The following is a 17,363-nucleotide window of genomic DNA, read 5'->3' as shown; positions in this document are numbered from 1 at the left end:
GGGGTGCCTCAATACTCGCTTAGAAGAGCTTCCACAAACTCGTAGCTGGAAAAAGGCCGCAGATCTTCTAGCCCCTCGCCGGCGCCGATAAAGCGGATGGGCAGGTTCATCTGCTGCGTAATGGCCAGGGCAATCCCCCCCTTGGCGGTGCTATCCAGCTTAGTCAGGATCACACCGCTCAACTTGGCAGCCTCGGCAAACACCTCGGCTTGGCGCAACCCGTTTTGCCCTTGGGTGGCATCCAGCACCAGAAGGCTTTCTACTTTGGCTTCGGGAGCTTTTTTATCGACGATGCGGCGGATCTTGGCTAGCTCGTCCATCAGGTTTTTCTTGTTTTGCAGACGGCCTGCCGTGTCCACCAACAGCAACTCGGTGCCCCTGGCCTTGGCGGCTGTGATGGCGTCAAAAACCACCGCTGCCGGATCGGCATTGGGAGAGGGATTGGCGATCACCTCTACCCCTGCTCGCTCTGCCCAAACCTTGAGCTGCTCCACAGCAGCAGCCCGGAAAGTATCAGCAGCAGCAATCAGACAGCGGTATCCAGACTTGCGGGCGACATGGGCAATTTTGCCAATGGTGGTGGTTTTGCCCGCCCCATTCACCCCGACAATCAGCCAAATGTTGAGCGTGTCCCGTTGTGGGGCAAAGGTGGGATTCCCCACCGTCAACATCTGCCGCATCTGCTGCTTGAGGTATTTGACGGCCTCCTCTGGGGGCACCACCTCCTCTCGCATGCGCTTTTGTAGGGCTTGGATGATCTGCTCGGTGGCGTCGATCCCCACATCGGCCTGCAGCAACAGGGCCTCAATTTCTTCCACAGCCTTCTGATCCAGAGGGCCGCGGCCTACCAGGGCTTTCAACTGGTTGATCAGGTTAAGGCGGGTTTTGCCCAAGCCTCGCCGCAGCTTTTGCAGCCAGGAGATTTCCTCAACGGAAATCTCTTCCGGTTTGCGCCCTTGAGCCGCCAAGATCTCGGCTGACCAGCGGAAGCCCTCATCGAAGACCAGCTCTTCCGGCCCCGTCTCTGGAGAGGGAGCAACGGCTGGAGTCACCGGCTCGGGTTTGGGCTCGTCCACAGCGCTGGCTTGCAGGGCTTGGAGACGCTCAGCAGCGCGGGGAGCCAGATCGAAAAACGAGGGAGCTGCCGCCGGCTGCACAGGGGGCGATTCTGGAGATGCTGGTTCTTGTGTTGGAGTGGAGGACTGGACGGGTTCACGGGGTTCTGCTTGGGCAAGTGGGCCGGAGTCCTCAGTCGAGGCCGGTGGCTGCAGCTGGACGGATTCTGCTCGCGCAGGCGGGGCGGACTCCTCGGTTGCCGGTGGGGCTTGGGCAGCAGCACGGGCCTTCAGGTTGGCATAGGCGGCTTTGGCAAAAGCCAAATAGTCTTCAGGGGAGATCTCCGCCGGTTCTGTGGCTGGCGCGGGGGCTGGTGGCGAAGACTCCGCTTCACCAGGAGAGTCGGTAGAGTCGGTATAGCGGCGGCGAAACCAATCGAAGGCCATAATCCCATCTCCAGCCTGGCTGATCTTTATCCAGTTTGACAGAGTAGCTCTCCTGCTAGAGCGCAGCCCTGGGGAGCTCATCCCTGCTCAATGGGGATCCCCGTTAGCGGGACGAGGTCCTTTCCAACCCTTCCACCCGCACAAACCCAATCACCTGCAACTGGTCAGGCTCTATCTCTAGGCTGAGCACCCGCATCAGGATCCCAATCTCTTCCAGCTCTTGCAGGTCAAGCACCTCATTGAGCCCGCCCAAAAACGCTGCTGAGATCTCATCGGGAACCCGCACAGAACCGATCACAAACTCCGGATTCTCCAGCTTTAGGCTGCGCCCTTCTTCCACGCGGATCCCGGTGTTAAACACCACCTCCACCGCTCGCGTTAGCGGGACGGAGTCCTTTTGCTCAGTACCGCCGTCTTTCTCCACCAAGAGGGCAGAGAGCTGAATGCGGCTGGGATCCAAAAACTCGACGCGGGGCTGACGCAGATCGAAACGGCGAGCTTCCCTTCCCGCTCCCCCAAAAGGCAGATCGGCCCGGAGATCCTGAAACTGGCGGAGCACCTCTGGCTTGTTGAGGGCAGCATTCAAGTCCTCTTCTCGCACCAACACCCGTACCGCCGCTTGCAGAGGTCGCGCCAGGCGCAAGGGAGCCCCCTGGAAAAAAGAGGGGTCAATTGCCACCGGATCAGTTTCCAGCTCCAGAAGCTCGATGCGGGGAAAGGGCGCTCGATAGAGCCCGCGACCGGCAATCAGCAGGCGATCCGCTTGGCCATTCAGCAGCCGGTAATTGGGCTGGCTTTGGATGCGCACCTCCAAAACCTCTGCCCGATCCAACTGATCCAACAGAAGCTGCCGCGCCGTCTGATCCGCCAGATAGCCCGCTCCTCCTCCCAAGCCCGCCAACAGCCCCAAGAGAACTGCCAGGATCTCCATGATCACTAACCGGATGTGCCCCAACCCAGGTTAGCAAGGGGATCCCTGGCCCACCTTGGGGATCCGGGCTAGCGCATCACCTTGAGGGGGCTGGCCTCAATGGGGCGATTGCCCATAAAGGTTTTGGCAATTTTCAGGCCATCGGCCATTATCGGCCGATTGAGCGCGGGGTCATGGATGAATTTGGCGCCAGAGGCAACCGTTGGGCGTCCCTCCCCCCAAGTGTCCACGACTTTGAGAGTTGCAGCAGTAACTGGACGTCCGTCGGCATAGTAATCCACCACTTTCAGGGTCGAAGCCCCAACCGGACGGTGGTCAATCTCAATTTCGCTGAACTTGACAGGGCTGGGAAACACGGGCGGGCCGGATTTCTCCTCCAGCAGTACCGGCATCTGAGCAGCCGCAGAGGCCCCATCAGCAGGCAGGGGAGCCAGGTTTAGAGCGTTACCCGTTTGCGTTAGCGGGAGGGCGTCCTTTCCCATAGAAGAAGCCTCTTGCTCTGGAAGCGTGCCGGAATGACCATTTGGAACGGCCATAAGAAACTCCTGAGTTGGTAGAGATAATGAACAAAACAGGACGGGAAAGGGCAGGAAGCTAGATCCCAGTGGAGCGCTGCAGAAGAGGGATATCCTTGGCAAGGCTAAAGGTTGGCCTCCCCAAGTTCAAATGAGTGAGACTGAATCTCGAATCTAAAAATATTCTAAACCAAAGTTTGGCATGGGATCCGCCGGCTGTGACCCAACGGTTCCTGAGACGATGCCGGCCAGTCGCGTTAGCGTTGCGCAGCTATGACGTCCTCTTCGCTTCAGCCACTCCCTGGCAAAATCCAAAGCGGACGGTACACTAGTGAGTTAGCAAAGTCTATGGCAGGGATCCCCTATTCCTATTGGCGCTGGGCAAGGTGGCCGGCACCGGCTCTGTGGGCGTTGCTGCTTTGGTTTGCTCCTGCAGCTCGAGCTTCTACCCTGGACGCGCCCCCATTTGACCTGAATATCGATCTGGCGGCCTAAGCTCACCTCTTGGGCATCGTTCAACTGGCTCACCTGCAGCCACTGAAGGCCATGAATCAGCAAACGGCCCAGATCTTGGGCATGGGCAGGGGATCCCATCCCAGATGCCGCAAGAATGCTGAGTAGGGCAATGGCGACCGGTCTCACCGCGCGAGAACTCCACCCCTTGGAGAGGAGAGGATCCTGTCCTGCTGGCGCGAGCAGCCTGAGGGTGTGGCGAGGTTTCAACATCAGGAATTGGCTCCATCAAGTACCCTCAAGTTAGCGATCCCGAAGCAAGATTGTCCTGCCACCCAAGCGAAACCGCTTTGCTATCAAGGGCAACCGCCGAGAGAGTTTCCCCTGGCTTGGGGGAATGGAATAGGATAGGGCTCTATATTCGGGCAGACGTTTAAGGGCGGTCATGACGGGATCCTCTATATGGAATCCTGAAATCTCCCCAGCTACCCCATCTCCAAACTCCTGGGTCACAGACGGCGTTTACTTTCGGTCGGATGCCCAGGGGATTCATCTGCACTTGCCCAGCACCTTGCCTTGGGAGGAGCTTTGGGAAAACCTGGTTTGGCAGTTGCGCAGCCGCAAACCCTACTGGGCCGGAGTCGCTCCCCTCACCCTCTGGAGCCAGCAGCGAGAGCTGGACATGCCCACCCTACAACTTCTTGCTGCCCTATTGTCTCAGCATGGACTGCAACTGTGGCGCGTTCAAACTCGATCCCGCTCGACAGCGATTGCAGCAGCGACGTTGGGGTATTCTGTGGAGCAATCTTCCCTTTTGGAGGCAGTTCCCCCTGCTCCCCCAGACACCACACCTCTGTACCTACGTTCGACGGTGCGCTCTGGCATGTCCGTGCGTCACAGAGGATCCGTATTCCTGTTGGGGGATCTCAACCCCGGCGGCGAGATCATTGCTGGAGGAGATATTTGGGTTTGGGGACGCTTGCGGGGCCTGGTTCACGCGGGGGCCGACGGCGACAAGGGAGCTGTAATCTTGGCTTTGCAGTTGGAGCCCACTCAGTTGCGCATTGCCGATCAAGTGGCCCGTCCGCCAGAAGGCGGATCCCTGCCCAACACCCCTGAAGTGGTTTACCTGCAGGAGGATGTCATCTGCGTCGCCAGCCTTCAGGATTTTCTGCGGAGAGGAGTATGAGCCGAGTCATTGTCATAACCTCTGGTAAAGGTGGAGTCGGCAAAACCACCGTGACGGCCAACCTGGGCACTGCCTTGGCGCGCTTGGGTCGCTCGGTGGTGGTGGTGGATGCAGACTTTGGCCTGCGCAACCTGGATTTGCTACTGGGGCTGGAGAATCGGGTGGTGTACACAGCCCTAGAGGTGATCGCCGGGGAATGTCGCCTCGAGCAAGCTTTGGTGAAAGACAAGCGCACCCCCAATCTCTCGCTGTTGCCGGCAGCCCAAACCCGCAACAAAACGGCGGTGAATCCGGATCAGATGCGCCAGTTAATCGAGAAGCTGGCCAGCAGCCATGACTACGTGCTGATCGATTGTCCGGCAGGGATCGAACAAGGGTTTCGCAATGCCATTGCCGGGGCCAACGAGGCCATCATCATCACCACCCCAGAAGTGGCAGCGGTGCGGGATGCAGATCGCGTGGTGGGCCTGCTGGAAGCTGCACAGATTTCATCGACTCAGCTCATTGTCAACCGCCTGCGCCCGGACATGGTGGCAGCCGGCCAGATGATGTCGGTGGAAGATGTGGTGGAGGTGCTGGCCATCCCGTTGGTGGGTATTATTCCAGAAGACCGCGAGGTGATCGTCTCCACCAACAAAGGGGAGCCCCTGGTTCTCTCCGCCAATCCAACTCTGGCTGCTCAGGCCATCCAGCGCATTGCCCGACGGCTAGAAGGGGAAACAGTGGACTTCCCCAAGATGGCCAGTTTGGGCGAGTCCTTTTGGGAGCGGGCCAAACGGTTTTTAAACCAAAAGGTGCTCTGACAACTGTTTTGTCGTTTTTCCCCACTTTATCCAGATTGGAATGGCAATTTTGACCTGTTCACAACTTTCACAACTGAGTAACAAGGCCGGCAAAACCTATGCTCCTCGATTTTTTGGATCAGCTTTTTTCTCGGCACTCCGGCAACAGCCGCCAGCAAGCCAAGCAACGGTTGAAGCTGATCTTGGCCCATGACCGCGCTGACCTCACCCCGGCGGCGCTGGAATCAATGCGCCTGGAGATTTTGGGGGTGGTGTCCCGCTATGTGGAGCTGGATTCAGAAGGGATGCAGTTTCACTTGGCCACGGAAGGGGGAACGACTGCTCTTATTGCCAATCTGCCTATCCGTCGCGTTAAGCCCTTAGAGACCGGTCTCAGCCGCTCAGAAGGCGAGAAAGCCTAGAAGGGGAGATTTCTGGCAGCATGTTAATTGGCCTTCATTCCAACAGGGCTCCCAATGCCAGAGTGGTCGTCAAGCTCGCTCTGTGATAGGTTGAGGTAAGTCGTGTGTACTGTAGAAAGAGTGGAGCTGGGTGTAGCTTTTGCAACCTTATGGAGCCAGCACACAGAGGTTAACTAAATGTTAACTCTGCATGTTCGAGCTCATGAACTGCTGACGTGATGGGCAGAGCCCCCTTGACGATTGGAGACTTTCCAGCAGTCTGCATTGGCGTTAGCGTTGCGGAGCAACAACGACGTTAACGATGGCAGCGACGAGATTGTTAGCGTTCAGTAGCTGGAAAGGTAAGGGCTCCGTCCCGCTATTGCGTTCGGTCAAGCCTCAATATGCAAGATTCACTTGAGCTGACGATCCTGTTTACGCTAGCCCTGGTGGCTGGGATCGCTGCTCAGGTGCTGGCCAATTTTGTCAAAGTGCCCAGCATTGTATTCCTGCTGCTGTTTGGCCTGTTGCTGGGGCCAGATGGTTTGGGCTGGGTTCATCCCCAAGTCATGGGATCCGGGCTGGAAGCGCTGGTGTCGTTGGCGGTGGCTCTGATCTTGTTTGAGGGGGGGCTGAACCTGCGGCTGCAACGTCTCAATCAGGTATCCGATAGCCTGCGCAATTTGGTTTTGTTGGGATCCCTGCTGACCCTGGTGGGGGGAGCAGCAGCAGCTCACTATCTGGGGGAGTTTCCCTGGCGGCTGGCTTTTTTGTTTGGATCCCTGGTGGTGGTGACGGGGCCGACGGTGATCAACCCTATCCTGAAGCGGGTACGAGTCGATTCGGCAGTCAGCACGCTCCTGGAGGGAGAAGGGGTGCTGATCGATCCCATCGGGGCCATTTTGGCGGTGGTGGTGCTGCAGGTGGTGCTCTCTGGCCATCCCAGTTTTCTCATGGCCCTGGAACAGTTGTCCAGCCGTCTGGCCATCGGGTCGGCGGTGGGAGCGCTGGGGGGCTGGCTGATGGGATCCTTCCTGCTTTGGTCGCGGCAGTTTTTAACCGAGGAGTTGCGCAACTCGGTGGTGCTGGCGGGGGCCCTGGGGGTGTTTGCCTTGGCCCAGTCGCTGCGATCGGAGGCGGGGCTGATGGCGGTGGTGATGGCGGGCCTGGTGGTGCGGCAGAAGGCGGCCATTGCCGAGCGGGGTGTGCGGCAGTTTCACGGCCAGTTGGTGGTGTTGGCCATCTCTGTGATCTTTATTTTGCTTACCGCCACGCTCTCCCTCAAGGCGGTGTTTGCCCTGGGCTGGGGATCCCTGGCCACAGTGCTGTGCTTGATGCTGGTCATCCGCCCCTTGAGTGTGTGGCTGTGTACCTGGCGCAGCGACCTGAATTGGCGGCAGAAGCTGTTTGTGGCTTGGCTGGCTCCTCGGGGCATTGTGGCGGCTTCGGTGGCCTCCTTGTTTGCCATTCTGCTGACAGAACGGGGCATTACCGGGGGAGATGCCCTCAAGGCGCTGGTGTTTTTGACCATCTCGGTGACGGTGACGGTACAGGGGCTGACCGCGGCTTGGGTGGCCCGTTGGCTGGGTCTGGATCAGGGCAGTTCCACCATAATCATCGGCGATCATCCCCTCACCAACCAATTGGCCCAGTTGATGCGCTCGCTCAACCAGACGGTCGAGGTGATCCCGTTGGTTTCTGGGTCTTCCAAAAATGGGCACGGCAGCTACAAAGCTCCCCACCCAACAGACGGTAAGGACTCCATCCCGCCATCCCGTAAGTCCTCCACATCCCTGTCAGGAACGCCGAAGCGTCGTCCAGCAGATGGCTTGCCCCCACAACTTCATTCCTCTGACGGCAACGGCACCCACAAGTCTGCCCCAAGCCAGGAAGTCGGCAAGCCAGAAGCCATCCCCGGATCCCTGCAGGAAGCTGTACTGAACGAGTCTGCTTTGTTGAAGGCCGATATCGACCATGCGGAAACTCTGTTGATCCTGACTCTGGATCCGCAGGTGAACTGGGCCATTGCCGAGTTGATGGTGAAACTCTCGGTTTCGGCCACCATCTGGACGGTGTTGCTGCCGGATATGCCCATCTCAGAAGGGATCCGCACCTTGCAGCCTTCCTTCCCCCAACTGCAGCGCTGGGCCGGCTATCTGGAGGCCAACCGGGCTGAGCTGCGCTCGATCACCCTACCCACGTTGGCAGACCTGGGCCTGCCTCTCCCTTTATCGCTACGTGACGCTTCTGCGAATGCGGCCTCAACCCTGCCGGAGGCAGTGCGGAGCAATAAAGCTGATGTCTTGACGGCTCAAGAGTCGTTCCCGACAGCGGTGCGGAGCGCTTTTTCAGCACCAGCGCTGCCCAATCCCTTCCTGGCCCAGATGGGACTGGAGGATCCCACCCTTGAACGGCTGCGGGATCAGTTTGCCTATCGAATCAAAGCCGATCTATGCCTGCCCTTGTTGTTGGTGCGCCCGCAGCGGCTGAGGAGCGGCTCATCTCGACCGGGTCGGCTCTTCTACCTGCCTGAGCCAGACATTTGGCGACGCGGGGATCGCATCTACTACCTGGAGCGCGTTTCCAGCCCTGTGGATGCCGGTGCTCTCTCCGCCAAAGAGCCTGATTCCCAAGAATGGGATCCGTCCGCAGCCGTTCACACTCGCGTTCGCGACAGTGGTGCAGAGCACAACAGTGGGATAGAGTCTTTGTTGCCGCCCCAGTATGTTGAGGGCGTCAAGCTCCACTTTGATCTCTAGCCAGCCAGCGGCCACTGGGGATGAGGGAACACCCCTGCACCTGCTCAGGCCGACCCAGATAAACCCAAGCAAAGGTGCCGCTATCCAGTTGCACCCACTGCCGTTCGTACACCCGCGGGTGGTCTTCCAGCTCGTCCAATCGGGGCAATAGACTCAAGGGGATGCGGTAGCACTCGCCGTAGAGCCGGTTTCGGCCACGAACTGCCATCGGGTAGGGGCCGAGACTGTAAAGATCAATGTGGTTGAGGCTGTCTGTCCCCAAAAATTCTGCCCCCTGCAGCAAGCTGTGGTATTGGCCGCCCCGCAGCAGGGATCCGTAGACAAAAACCACTGTGGTCGGTTGCATAGCGTTGCGGAGTAATACAGCTGCTTCACAGTGCCTTGAAAATTAGGGAGATTGCGTCCATTTTTGGCCAATGCGCGGCTCCGACCCGGCCAGTAGGCGCTCGATGTTGCGCCGATGAGCACCGATCACATACACCCCGCCCGCCAACGCAAACAACAAATAGGGCAAAGGCTGAGCCGTTGCCCACATCATCACCGGAGCCGCCACTGCCGCCAAAAGGGAGCTGAAGGAAACGATGCGGGTGAGGGCGAGCCCCAGCAGCCAGACGCCGAAAGTTGTCAGGGCTACTGGCCAAGCCATAGCCAACAAGATCCCCAGGCTGGTGGCCACCGATTTGCCCCCCCTGAAGCCCAGCCAGCAGGAACGGCTATGGCCGATCACCGCGAACAATGCCGCCAAAACCACCCACCACGCGGATCCCAAGGCCGATCCCAGGGCAACTGCTGCTGCCCCCTTGGCAGCATCCACCAGCAACACCAGCAGGGCGGGCCCCTTGCCCAACGTCCGCAACACATTGGTTGCTCCGGTAGAGCCGGATCCCTGTTGACGAATATCGATCCCCCCCCACCAACGACCTACCCAGTAGCCGGTTGGAATGGATCCCAGGAGATAGCCCCCCAGCACCGCAAGAAGAGCCGTAAGCAATGCAGGCATAGCAGGATCTGGAACGCTCTTCCCTCACTTTGCCACAGGGTCTGAGCTGCAACTGGGATCTTGCCCCGTCCAGGAGCTTTTGGCTGTTTGCGGCCTCGTCTGCAGCACCGTTACGTTCGCGCCAGCGGTGCGGAGCACTTTCCCCCTGCCGTGGGCCCCGAAGAGGCGGGACAGAGTTCTCTCCACCCAATATCGAGAGTCGCTAAATATCGAGAGCCGCCAGATCCAAATGGGCACTGTGGGCCTCAATAAACTCCCGTCGGGGACCAACAGCATCTCCCATCAAGATGGTGAAAATGCGATCCGCCTCCACCGCATCTTCGATGGTGATTTGTTTGAGGGTGCGCGTTGCCGGGTTCATGGTGGTCTCCCAAAGTTGTTCAGGCATCATTTCCCCCAGACCCTTGAACCGTTGGATGGTGTACTTGGTGTTGGCAGGCAGCCCCCGCAGGATCTGGTCTTTCTCGGCGTCGCTGTAGCAATAGCGAACATTGTTGCGGCCCCACTCGATTTTGTAGAGCGGCGGACAGGCGATATAGACATAGCCCTGTTCCAGAAGCGCCTTTTGATAGCGGTAGAAAAAGGTCAGCAACAGGGTGCGAATGTGGCTGCCGTCCACGTCAGCATCGGTCATGAGGATGATGCGGTGGTAGCGCAGTTGGCTGGGATCAAATTCATCCCCTTTAACTCCCAAACCCAGCGCTGTGATCATGGCCTGAATTTCGGCGTTTTTGTAGATCTTGGCGGGATCTGCCTTTTCAATGTTGAGAATCTTGCCGCGCAGGGGCAACACCGCCTGAAACTGCCGATCCCGACCCTGTTTGGCGCTGCCGCCTGCAGAGTCGCCCTCCACCAAATACACCTCAGATTCCGCCGGGTCGCGGCAACTGCAATCGGCCAACTTCCCCGGCAGCGTGGAAGATTCCAGGGCAGATTTGCGCCGCACCAATTCTCTGGCCCGCCGGGCTGCCTCGGCAGCATTGAAGGACTGGATGGCCTTATCGACGATCCCCCTGGCCACGTTGGGGTTGAACTCCAAGTACTCCGTGAGCGCCTCGGAGACGAGGGTTTGCACAATGCCCCGCACCTCGGTGTTGCCCAACTTGGTTTTGGTTTGCCCCTCAAACTCGGGGTTGGGCACCTTGACCGAGACGATGGCCGTCAACCCCTCGCGCACATTTTCTCCAGCCAGGTTGCTGTCGGAATCCTTCAGCTTGTTGAGTTTGCGGGCTTGGCTGTTGATGGTGAGGGTGAGAGAGGTTTTCAGGCCCTCTAGGTGGGTGCCTCCTTCGCTGGTGCGAATGTTGTTGGCAAAGCCAATCAAAGTATCGGTGTACACATCCGAGCACCACTGCAGGGCCACTTCCACCTCCACACCATCCCGCTCCCCTTGGATGTAGATGATGTCGGAGTGGATGGGCGTTTTTTCGTGGTTGATAAAGGCTACATATTCCCTGATGCCGCCTGCATATTGATAGGTTTCGCAGTGGGGCGGATCCCGCCGCAGATCGCTAAAGGTAATTTTCAAGCCGGCATTGAGGTAGGCCAATTCGCGAAAGCGGGCCGCCAGCAGGGCATAGTCGAACTCTCGCTCGGGAAAGATCAGCCCATCCGGCTTGAAGCGCACCTCTGTACCCCGCCGGTTGGATCCCTTGGGTTGGGGTTCAGATTTCAGGGATCCCACCACCGCCCCGCGCTCGAACCGTTGAAAGTAAACCTTGCCCTCTCGCCAAACCGTCACCTCCACCCATTCGGAGAGGGCATTCACCACCGATACGCCCACGCCGTGCAGCCCGCCGGAGACCTTGTAGCCGCCACCGCCAAACTTGCCCCCCGCATGCAACACCGTCAGCACCGTAACCAGGGCCGACTGACCGGTTTTGGGGTGGATGTCCACCGGAATGCCACGGCCATTGTCCAAGACGGCTACCGAGCCGTCGGGATGCAGGCTGATCTGAATATCGTCGCAATAGCCGGCCAGGGCCTCATCCACAGAGTTGTCCACCACCTCGTACACCAAATGGTGCAACCCCTTCGGCCCGGTGGAGCCAATGTACATGCCAGGGCGTTTGCGCACAGCCTCCAAGCCTTCCAAAACTTGGATCTGCTCTGCACCGTAGTTTTCCGTCATTCCCAACTCCAATCCCGAGGAAGGCTCCCGGCCAAGATCAACAGAAACCCAGAAAAATTGACCTTAAAGGCCAGGAATCAGCTTATCATCAAAAAACTGTCCCCATGATAGCACAAAAGGCTAGAACGGCCACACAGACGCTTCTGAGGGCCAAGTTCAGGATGGGATGCAGGTACGGAAGTCAGGCCGTCTTGCCGAACTCTAACCCAGAAAGCTCTCCACCAGCCCCGGCGGCGGCTGCACGTGAAGCGCGCCTTTTTCCAAGTCCACGACAGGCACCAGGGCTTTCACAAAGGGGATCAACACCTGCCGGTGATCAGGGGTTGTTATCTCCAGCACATCCTGGCCGGCTGCCAAAATCCCCGAAACATGTCCCAGCAGCTCCCCCTGGCGATAGACGGTCAAGCCGATGAGATCGCGGTAGTGGTACTCTTCCGGCTGCAAGGGCAAGCGGTGGGAAGCCGGTACCAGCAGCCTAGCCCCCACCCAGGTCTCAGCCACCGTTCGATTGGGGATCCCTTCCAGTCGCACCAAATAAAGACCCTTAGCCGGGAAAAACTGCCCCTCGATCAAGGGGTGCAGCAGGGGCTCGGGATCCGTATCCCGCTGCAACCAGCGTGGTCCAGGCTCTGTGAAGCGCTCTGGAAAATCCGACCAGCACCTAACCCGCAGCCAGCCCCGCAAGCCGTGGGCCGCCACCACCTGTCCCACCAGCAGCCAATCGGGATCCCGGGCCATCATGGTCGGTCAAACTCAGTCGAGCCGCGGAAAGTCCACTTCGGTTGGGAAAGAAGCCGGGGTACGCAGCTTCTGAGAGGCCGCCGCGCGAGATCCTTCCCCACCCTTGGCCACGTCCACCATGGAGAGCAGCCCTTGCAGGGTGCCAGGGATCGAATTGGGATCCATGAAGATTACCTTGGCGCTGGGACTGCTGCCTACCTTGAAGCCCATGTCGATATAGTTTTGCGCCATCAGGTATTGCAACGCATTGGCTGCCTCTGGATTCTCCTGCAGCGTGGCGGCGATGGTCTTGATGGCTTCAGCCGTGCCCTCAGCCAACAGCAGCCGCTCCCGTTTCTCCGCTTCTGCCCGCAATAGCTGCGCCTTGGCGGCCCCAGCCGCTTGGTTGATGCTGGCCTGCTGCTCCCCTTCTGATTTCAGAATGGCGGCCCGCTTCTCCCGCTCGGCAGCCATCTGCTTTTCCATCGAGTCTTGCACAGTCTTAGAGGGTTGAATGTCCCTGACTTCCACGCGGGTGATCTTGATCCCCCAGGGATCTGTGGCCTCGTCCAGCTCTGTCAAAAGGCGAGCGTTGATCTCGGCGCGGGAGGAAAAGGTTTGATCCAAATCCATGCGGCCAATTTCTGCCCGCAGAGCCGTCAGCACCAGATTAACCAAAGCCCGCTGCACGTCCTCCACCGCATAGCGGGCCTTGATCATGTCGGTGATGCGCCAATAGACCACCGCATCGGCCATCAAAGAGACGTTGTCGCTGGTGATGCACTGCTGAGGAGGCACGTCCAACACCTTCTCGCGGATGGTTTCCTGGAACACAATCCTATCGATAGGGGAAAGAATAAAGTGCAATCCTGGGGTCAGCTTGCGATGAAACCTGCCCAAACGCTCCACCAATGCCTCATACCCCTGGCTGATGATTTTGACCGAGTTGAACAGGTAGCCGACAAAGATCAGGGCAATGGCCGCTAAGATACCTGGCATAGGGCTTTTCTCCTAAGGGGGAGTTCAGTCCCCATTCTAGACGGTTGCTAGACGGTTGTTGGGACTGCTCCCTTCACTTGGATCACGCCTCAACAGAAATGTGAATGTGGTGGACTCAGCAGGATAAGCAGTCCTCGGAACATATAGAGTTTCTTAAGATTTTTCAGGCCGCAGCCAACGACCTGAGATCACCCGGCAAAAAGCTCGTGAGGGGATCCCGTCTATGAAACTGAGCAGCAGGAATCTAGAAGTTGCTTTGAACAAAATCTATGACGTGATCGTGGCCGGAGGGGGAGCAGGGGGGTTGTCGGCGGCAATCTATCTGGCCCGTTACGGACTGAGTTGCCTGGTGGTGGAGAAGGGCAGAGGCCGCTCTTTTTGGATGCAGGATTTGCGCAATTATCTGGGATTGCCTCCGATCACTCCCGGACGAGAGCTGTTGCGACAGGGAACAGAGCATGCCCTCAGCTTGGGGGTAGATTACCTGCGCGGTTTTGTGGAAGATGCCACCGATGAGGGAGACCTTTTTGCAGTCAAGGTCAAGGTGGGAAAAATGAACAGCCTCTACCCCGTTTTTCGGAGCAAATATCTGATTGCAGCAACCGGCATTATGGACGAGCTGCCTCAGTTGTCGGATATGCAGAATGTTTACGACTACGCCGGCTATTCACTGCATGTCTGTATGATCTGCGATGGCTACGAAATGCGGGATCAAAAGTCAGTGTTGATCGTCAATTCGGAAGATCGGATCAATACAGCTTTTGTCCTCAACTGGTTTACACCCTATATCTCGGTGTTGACCCACGGCCTCTGCTCGGTCGGCCCCGACATGCGCAAAAAACTGGCGGATCATGGCTACCCCCTCTACGAATCTCCTATTCGCCGCTTTCTTGGAGAAAACCATCAATTGCAGGGTGTGGAGCTGGAAGATGGCACCTACATCGAAGCGACCACCGGCTTGGTGGCGATGGGAGCCAAATACCACAATGCTTATTTGAAAGGGATCCCCGGCTTGAAATGGCAAGGGGAAAACCTGCTAACCGACGAGTGGTGTCGCACTGCCCATCCGCGGCTGTTTGCGCTGGGCGATTTGAAGCAGGGCCTGAACCAGGTGGCGATTGCGGTTGCCGATGGTACCTTAGCTGCCACAGCCATTTGGCGGGACATCCGACGGGCCTCGCCTGCACGTAAATGGGAAGAGCGGCTGCTCTCGCCACCTGGGATCCCAGGGCCTTCCGGATCCTCACTAAATTGATGGGCTCTATCGAGCTTGGGTGGCTTCTGTCCTATGATTGGTTGCGAAGGCTTAAGCCATTCCTATGCACTCTCTGAAAGCGTTGATATGTTGCCTGGTTTTCCTACTGGTTGGACTGATCTACTACTGCACGGTAGGGGCCCAGCCTCTTTTTGAGCTGAACCTGACGGCCACCTCGGAATACAACCTCATTCTCCCCATCGAAAGCATTCGGGTGGTGCGCGGTGCCAATCCCCAAGATTTGCTCATTTATCTATCAGCTCCTTCGGCAGCCTGGATCCATCAAGAAGAGGTGAACGGGCACTATTTGATTGACATCCCCTACGGAGTCATTACCCGTACAACAACCGTCGAGATTGCCTCGGATCTGCCCTATCGACTGAGCTGGGGCAACCAAAATGAGCAGACGGGGCGACTGTTGATTACCCCTGCTCCCCCTCGTGTGGAGGTGTTTCTGCAGCATAGCTGGATCCCGGATCCCGACTTTCTCGATCCGGCGGAAAACAGCCAACCTTTGCAATTGCCCTTGGAAGAAATGCTGGGGCCTTTACTGGAGGTGCCGCCTCGTTCTGCCTTTCTGACCATTGACGATGGCCCCTGGCCCCAATCCACCCCCCGACTTTTACAGGTTTTGGATGATCTTCAGATCCCGGCCACTTTCTTTGTTATCGGCACCCACGTTTCCCGATTTCCTGAATTGGCTCAATTGATCCAGGCCCATCACCACACCCTAGCCAATCACACTTTTACCCACGATTATCAACGTCTCTACGGAAGCAACGAGCTGTTTTATGCTGAGGTGGATCAGACAACCCAACTGCTCAAAGCGTTGAACTTGGATCCCCAACTGGTTGTTCGCCCACCGGGAGGTTTTCGCCTAGATTCTGCTTTGCGTCGCTCTCTGGAGCAGGCAGGATATCGAGTTCTTTACTGGAACATGAGCCCGGAAGATGCTTACGCGGGCCAAAGCGCAGCCCAACTTTTGGAGCGTGTTCGAGCTCAGTTGCCGGCGATCCAAGCTTCCGAGCGGCCCCTGGTTTTGCTGCTGCACGATCGCTGGCCCCACACTGCAGAGGCCCTGCCGGATATCGTCGCCGCCATTGAAGGGGCGGGCTATCGCTTTTTGCCCTGGCCGGCCATCAGGGATCCCGTTTGAAGGGCGAGTTTCTCGTTGGCTGAGGCAGGGGTTTCCCGGTTTGAGGACTCAGATCCGCCTTCGCCCACCGGGATCGCATAGAGATAACGGCAGCCCGTACCTTGACAACCCTTTCCCCAAGTAGCACATTGAAAGTTCACAGGACTTGGCTGCGGGCCGAGGAAGATGAGCGAGAGGACATTATTCGATAAGGTGTGGGATGCCCATACGGTGCGGATTTTGCCCTCTGGGCAGACGCAGTTGTTCATCGGCCTGCACCTGATCCACGAGGTGACCAGCCCGCAGGCTTTTGCCATGCTGCGGGAGCGTCATCTGCCGGTTCTGTTTCCCGAGCGGACGGTGGCCACCGTGGATCACATCATTCCCACCGACAACCGGGCACGGCCTTTTGCGGATCCCTTAGCGGAGGAGATGATCCAGGAACTGGAGCGCAATTGTCGGCAATACGGCATCCGCTTCTACAACAGCGGCTCCGGTCGGCAGGGGATCGTGCATGTGATTGCCCCGGAGCAAGGGTTAACTCTGCCGGGGATGACCATCGCCTGTGGGGACAGCCACACCTCTACCCACGGGGCCTTTGGGGCCATTGCTTTTGGGATCGGCACCAGCCAGGTGCGAGACGTATTGGCCACCCAAACTTTGGCTTTGTCCAAGCTCAAGGTGCGCCGCATTGAGATCCACGGCAAGTTGGGGCCGGGAGTTTACGCTAAGGATGTAATTCTGCACATCATCCGCAAGCTGGGGGTCAAAGGCGGGGTGGGCTACGCCTACGAGTATGGGGGCAGCGCCATTGAAGCCATGAGCATGGAAGAGCGCATGACCCTCTGCAACATGTCCATCGAGGGAGGGGCCCGCTGCGGCTACGTCAACCCCGATGCGGTGACCTTTGAGTATTTGCGGGGGCGAGAGTTTGCCCCCCAGGGATCGGATTGGGAAGAGGCGGTAGCCTGGTGGAGAAGCCTGGCCAGCGATGGCGATGCCCGCTACGACGATGTGGTGGTCTTCCAGGCCGCAGATATTGCGCCGACGGTTACTTGGGGGATCACCCCCGGCCAAGGGATTGGGGTGGATGAGCGGATCCCTGCCCCAGAAGATCTGCCGGAAAGCGAGCGGGAACTGGCCAAAGAGGCCTATGCCTACATGGACTTGCAGCCGGGGGATCCCATTGTAGGGACACCGGTGGATGTCTGCTTTATCGGCAGTTGCACCAATGGCCGCTTGAGCGACCTGCGGGAGGCAGCCAAGATTGCCAAGGGGCGGCGGGTGGCCCCAGGGGTGAAGGCGTTTGTGGTGCCCGGCTCAGAACGGGTAAAGCAGGAGGCAGAACAGGAGGGCCTGCGGGAGATCTTCGAGGCGGCGGGGTTTGAGTGGCGGGATCCCGGTTGCTCCATGTGTTTGGCGATGAACCCGGATCGGCTGGTGGGGCGCCAGATCAGCGCCTCTTCTTCCAACCGCAACTTCAAGGGCCGCCAGGGATCCCCCAGCGGGCGTACTCTGCTCATGAGCCCGGCTATGGTGGCCGCAGCGGCAGTCAGCGGCAAGGTGGTGGATGTGCGGACGCTGCTCTAAG

Annotated in this window: 16 protein-coding genes; 8 read left to right on the top strand and 8 right to left on the bottom strand. The window is 58.4% G+C overall.

Features of this window, described 5'->3' with window-relative positions; all coding sequences use genetic code 11:
- Nucleotides 1-8: 8 nt before the first annotated feature.
- From ftsY to ACVWXF_RS02415, 3 genes are all read right to left on the bottom strand, one after another.
- Entirely contained in the window at nucleotides 9-1,502 is a 1,494-nt protein-coding gene (ftsY, locus tag ACVWXF_RS02425; RefSeq protein WP_414329639.1) for a signal recognition particle-docking protein FtsY, read from the bottom strand.
- A gap of 103 nt (nucleotides 1,503-1,605) precedes the next feature.
- On the bottom strand, nucleotides 1,606-2,433 hold the full coding sequence (locus ACVWXF_RS02420; RefSeq protein WP_457473533.1) for an LmeA family phospholipid-binding protein: 828 nt from the start codon (nucleotides 2,431-2,433) through the stop codon (nucleotides 1,606-1,608).
- 68 nt (nucleotides 2,434-2,501) lie between these two features.
- Complete coding sequence (locus ACVWXF_RS02415; RefSeq protein WP_414390857.1) at nucleotides 2,502-2,969, bottom strand: hypothetical protein; 468 nt, start codon at nucleotides 2,967-2,969, stop codon at nucleotides 2,502-2,504.
- Between the two features lie 327 nt (nucleotides 2,970-3,296).
- Here ACVWXF_RS02415 and ACVWXF_RS02410 point away from each other — a divergent pair, with 327 nt between their 5' ends.
- From ACVWXF_RS02410 to ACVWXF_RS02390, 5 genes are all read left to right on the top strand, one after another.
- Nucleotides 3,297-3,443 carry a hypothetical protein gene (locus ACVWXF_RS02410; protein WP_414424419.1) on the top strand — a complete coding sequence of 49 codons (147 nt, stop codon included), beginning with the start codon at nucleotides 3,297-3,299 and terminating at the stop codon, nucleotides 3,441-3,443.
- Between the two features lie 403 nt (nucleotides 3,444-3,846).
- The gene (gene minC / locus ACVWXF_RS02405) at nucleotides 3,847-4,590 is read left to right on the top strand and encodes a septum site-determining protein MinC (RefSeq protein ID WP_457473532.1); all 744 of its coding nucleotides are present in this window, start codon (nucleotides 3,847-3,849) and stop codon (nucleotides 4,588-4,590) included.
- Nucleotides 4,587-5,393, top strand: a complete 807-nt coding sequence (gene minD, locus ACVWXF_RS02400; RefSeq protein WP_414406662.1) for a septum site-determining protein MinD — start codon at nucleotides 4,587-4,589, stop codon at nucleotides 5,391-5,393. Before minC ends, minD begins: the two co-directional genes overlap by 4 nt.
- A gap of 98 nt (nucleotides 5,394-5,491) precedes the next feature.
- Nucleotides 5,492-5,794 (top strand): cell division topological specificity factor MinE, encoded by a 303-nt coding sequence (gene minE / locus ACVWXF_RS02395; RefSeq protein ID WP_011431985.1) that lies wholly within the window; start codon nucleotides 5,492-5,494, stop codon nucleotides 5,792-5,794.
- Between the two features lie 383 nt (nucleotides 5,795-6,177).
- Nucleotides 6,178-8,532, top strand: coding sequence for a cation:proton antiporter domain-containing protein (locus ACVWXF_RS02390; RefSeq protein WP_457473531.1), 2,355 nt, complete (start codon nucleotides 6,178-6,180; stop codon nucleotides 8,530-8,532).
- Here ACVWXF_RS02390 and ACVWXF_RS02385 read toward each other — a convergent pair.
- From ACVWXF_RS02385 to ACVWXF_RS02365, 5 genes are all read right to left on the bottom strand, one after another.
- Nucleotides 8,510-8,878 (bottom strand): gamma-glutamylcyclotransferase family protein, encoded by a 369-nt coding sequence (locus tag ACVWXF_RS02385; protein WP_414329655.1) that lies wholly within the window; start codon nucleotides 8,876-8,878, stop codon nucleotides 8,510-8,512. The two genes, ACVWXF_RS02390 and ACVWXF_RS02385, sit on opposite strands and share 23 nt — an antisense overlap.
- A gap of 42 nt (nucleotides 8,879-8,920) precedes the next feature.
- Nucleotides 8,921-9,532: a glycerol-3-phosphate 1-O-acyltransferase PlsY gene (gene plsY / locus ACVWXF_RS02380; RefSeq protein WP_414522593.1), complete on the bottom strand. Its 612-nt coding sequence runs from the start codon at nucleotides 9,530-9,532 to the stop codon at nucleotides 8,921-8,923.
- A 202-nt stretch (nucleotides 9,533-9,734) separates the two neighbouring features.
- Nucleotides 9,735-11,663: a DNA topoisomerase (ATP-hydrolyzing) subunit B gene (gyrB, locus tag ACVWXF_RS02375; RefSeq protein WP_457473530.1), complete on the bottom strand. Its 1,929-nt coding sequence runs from the start codon at nucleotides 11,661-11,663 to the stop codon at nucleotides 9,735-9,737.
- Between the two features lie 201 nt (nucleotides 11,664-11,864).
- The gene (gene rimM / locus ACVWXF_RS02370) at nucleotides 11,865-12,404 is read right to left on the bottom strand and encodes a ribosome maturation factor RimM (protein WP_457385950.1); all 540 of its coding nucleotides are present in this window, start codon (nucleotides 12,402-12,404) and stop codon (nucleotides 11,865-11,867) included.
- Between the two features lie 12 nt (nucleotides 12,405-12,416).
- Entirely contained in the window at nucleotides 12,417-13,382 is a 966-nt protein-coding gene (locus tag ACVWXF_RS02365) for an SPFH domain-containing protein (protein ID WP_457473529.1), read from the bottom strand.
- A 223-nt stretch (nucleotides 13,383-13,605) separates the two neighbouring features.
- On the opposite strand from ACVWXF_RS02365, the gene ACVWXF_RS02360 reads away from it, so the two are divergent.
- From ACVWXF_RS02360 to leuC, 3 genes are all read left to right on the top strand, one after another.
- Nucleotides 13,606-14,637, top strand: coding sequence for an NAD(P)/FAD-dependent oxidoreductase (locus ACVWXF_RS02360; protein ID WP_457473528.1), 1,032 nt, complete (start codon nucleotides 13,606-13,608; stop codon nucleotides 14,635-14,637).
- A gap of 64 nt (nucleotides 14,638-14,701) precedes the next feature.
- Nucleotides 14,702-15,793 (top strand): polysaccharide deacetylase family protein, encoded by a 1,092-nt coding sequence (locus ACVWXF_RS02355; protein ID WP_457473527.1) that lies wholly within the window; start codon nucleotides 14,702-14,704, stop codon nucleotides 15,791-15,793.
- Between the two features lie 165 nt (nucleotides 15,794-15,958).
- Nucleotides 15,959-17,362, top strand: coding sequence for a 3-isopropylmalate dehydratase large subunit (gene leuC, locus ACVWXF_RS02350; RefSeq protein ID WP_414522598.1), 1,404 nt, complete (start codon nucleotides 15,959-15,961; stop codon nucleotides 17,360-17,362).
- Nucleotide 17,363: the final 1 nt, after the last annotated feature.

The organism is Thermostichus sp. MS-CIW-40, assembly GCF_054058315.1.
This window is presented reverse-complemented; position numbering and strand designations above follow the sequence as displayed.

What these genes read in the sequence shown, in the direction of transcription:
- ftsY (WP_414329639.1), bottom strand. Translation starts at nt 1,502, where the DNA reads ATGGCCTTCGATTGGTTTCGCCGCCGCTATACCGACTCTACCGACTCT.
- ACVWXF_RS02420 (WP_457473533.1), bottom strand. Translation starts at nt 2,433, where the DNA reads ATGGAGATCCTGGCAGTTCTCTTGGGGCTGTTGGCGGGCTTGGGAGGA.
- ACVWXF_RS02415 (WP_414390857.1), bottom strand. Translation starts at nt 2,969, where the DNA reads ATGGCCGTTCCAAATGGTCATTCCGGCACGCTTCCAGAGCAAGAGGCT.
- ACVWXF_RS02410 (WP_414424419.1), top strand. Translation starts at nt 3,297, where the DNA reads ATGGCAGGGATCCCCTATTCCTATTGGCGCTGGGCAAGGTGGCCGGCA.
- minC (WP_457473532.1), top strand. Translation starts at nt 3,847, where the DNA reads ATGACGGGATCCTCTATATGGAATCCTGAAATCTCCCCAGCTACCCCA.
- minD (WP_414406662.1), top strand. Translation starts at nt 4,587, where the DNA reads ATGAGCCGAGTCATTGTCATAACCTCTGGTAAAGGTGGAGTCGGCAAA.
- minE (WP_011431985.1), top strand. Translation starts at nt 5,492, where the DNA reads ATGCTCCTCGATTTTTTGGATCAGCTTTTTTCTCGGCACTCCGGCAAC.
- ACVWXF_RS02390 (WP_457473531.1), top strand. Translation starts at nt 6,178, where the DNA reads ATGCAAGATTCACTTGAGCTGACGATCCTGTTTACGCTAGCCCTGGTG.
- ACVWXF_RS02385 (WP_414329655.1), bottom strand. Translation starts at nt 8,878, where the DNA reads ATGCAACCGACCACAGTGGTTTTTGTCTACGGATCCCTGCTGCGGGGC.
- plsY (WP_414522593.1), bottom strand. Translation starts at nt 9,532, where the DNA reads ATGCCTGCATTGCTTACGGCTCTTCTTGCGGTGCTGGGGGGCTATCTC.
- gyrB (WP_457473530.1), bottom strand. Translation starts at nt 11,663, where the DNA reads ATGACGGAAAACTACGGTGCAGAGCAGATCCAAGTTTTGGAAGGCTTG.
- rimM (WP_457385950.1), bottom strand. Translation starts at nt 12,404, where the DNA reads ATGATGGCCCGGGATCCCGATTGGCTGCTGGTGGGACAGGTGGTGGCG.
- ACVWXF_RS02365 (WP_457473529.1), bottom strand. Translation starts at nt 13,382, where the DNA reads ATGCCAGGTATCTTAGCGGCCATTGCCCTGATCTTTGTCGGCTACCTG.
- ACVWXF_RS02360 (WP_457473528.1), top strand. Translation starts at nt 13,606, where the DNA reads ATGAAACTGAGCAGCAGGAATCTAGAAGTTGCTTTGAACAAAATCTAT.
- ACVWXF_RS02355 (WP_457473527.1), top strand. Translation starts at nt 14,702, where the DNA reads ATGCACTCTCTGAAAGCGTTGATATGTTGCCTGGTTTTCCTACTGGTT.
- leuC (WP_414522598.1), top strand. Translation starts at nt 15,959, where the DNA reads ATGAGCGAGAGGACATTATTCGATAAGGTGTGGGATGCCCATACGGTG.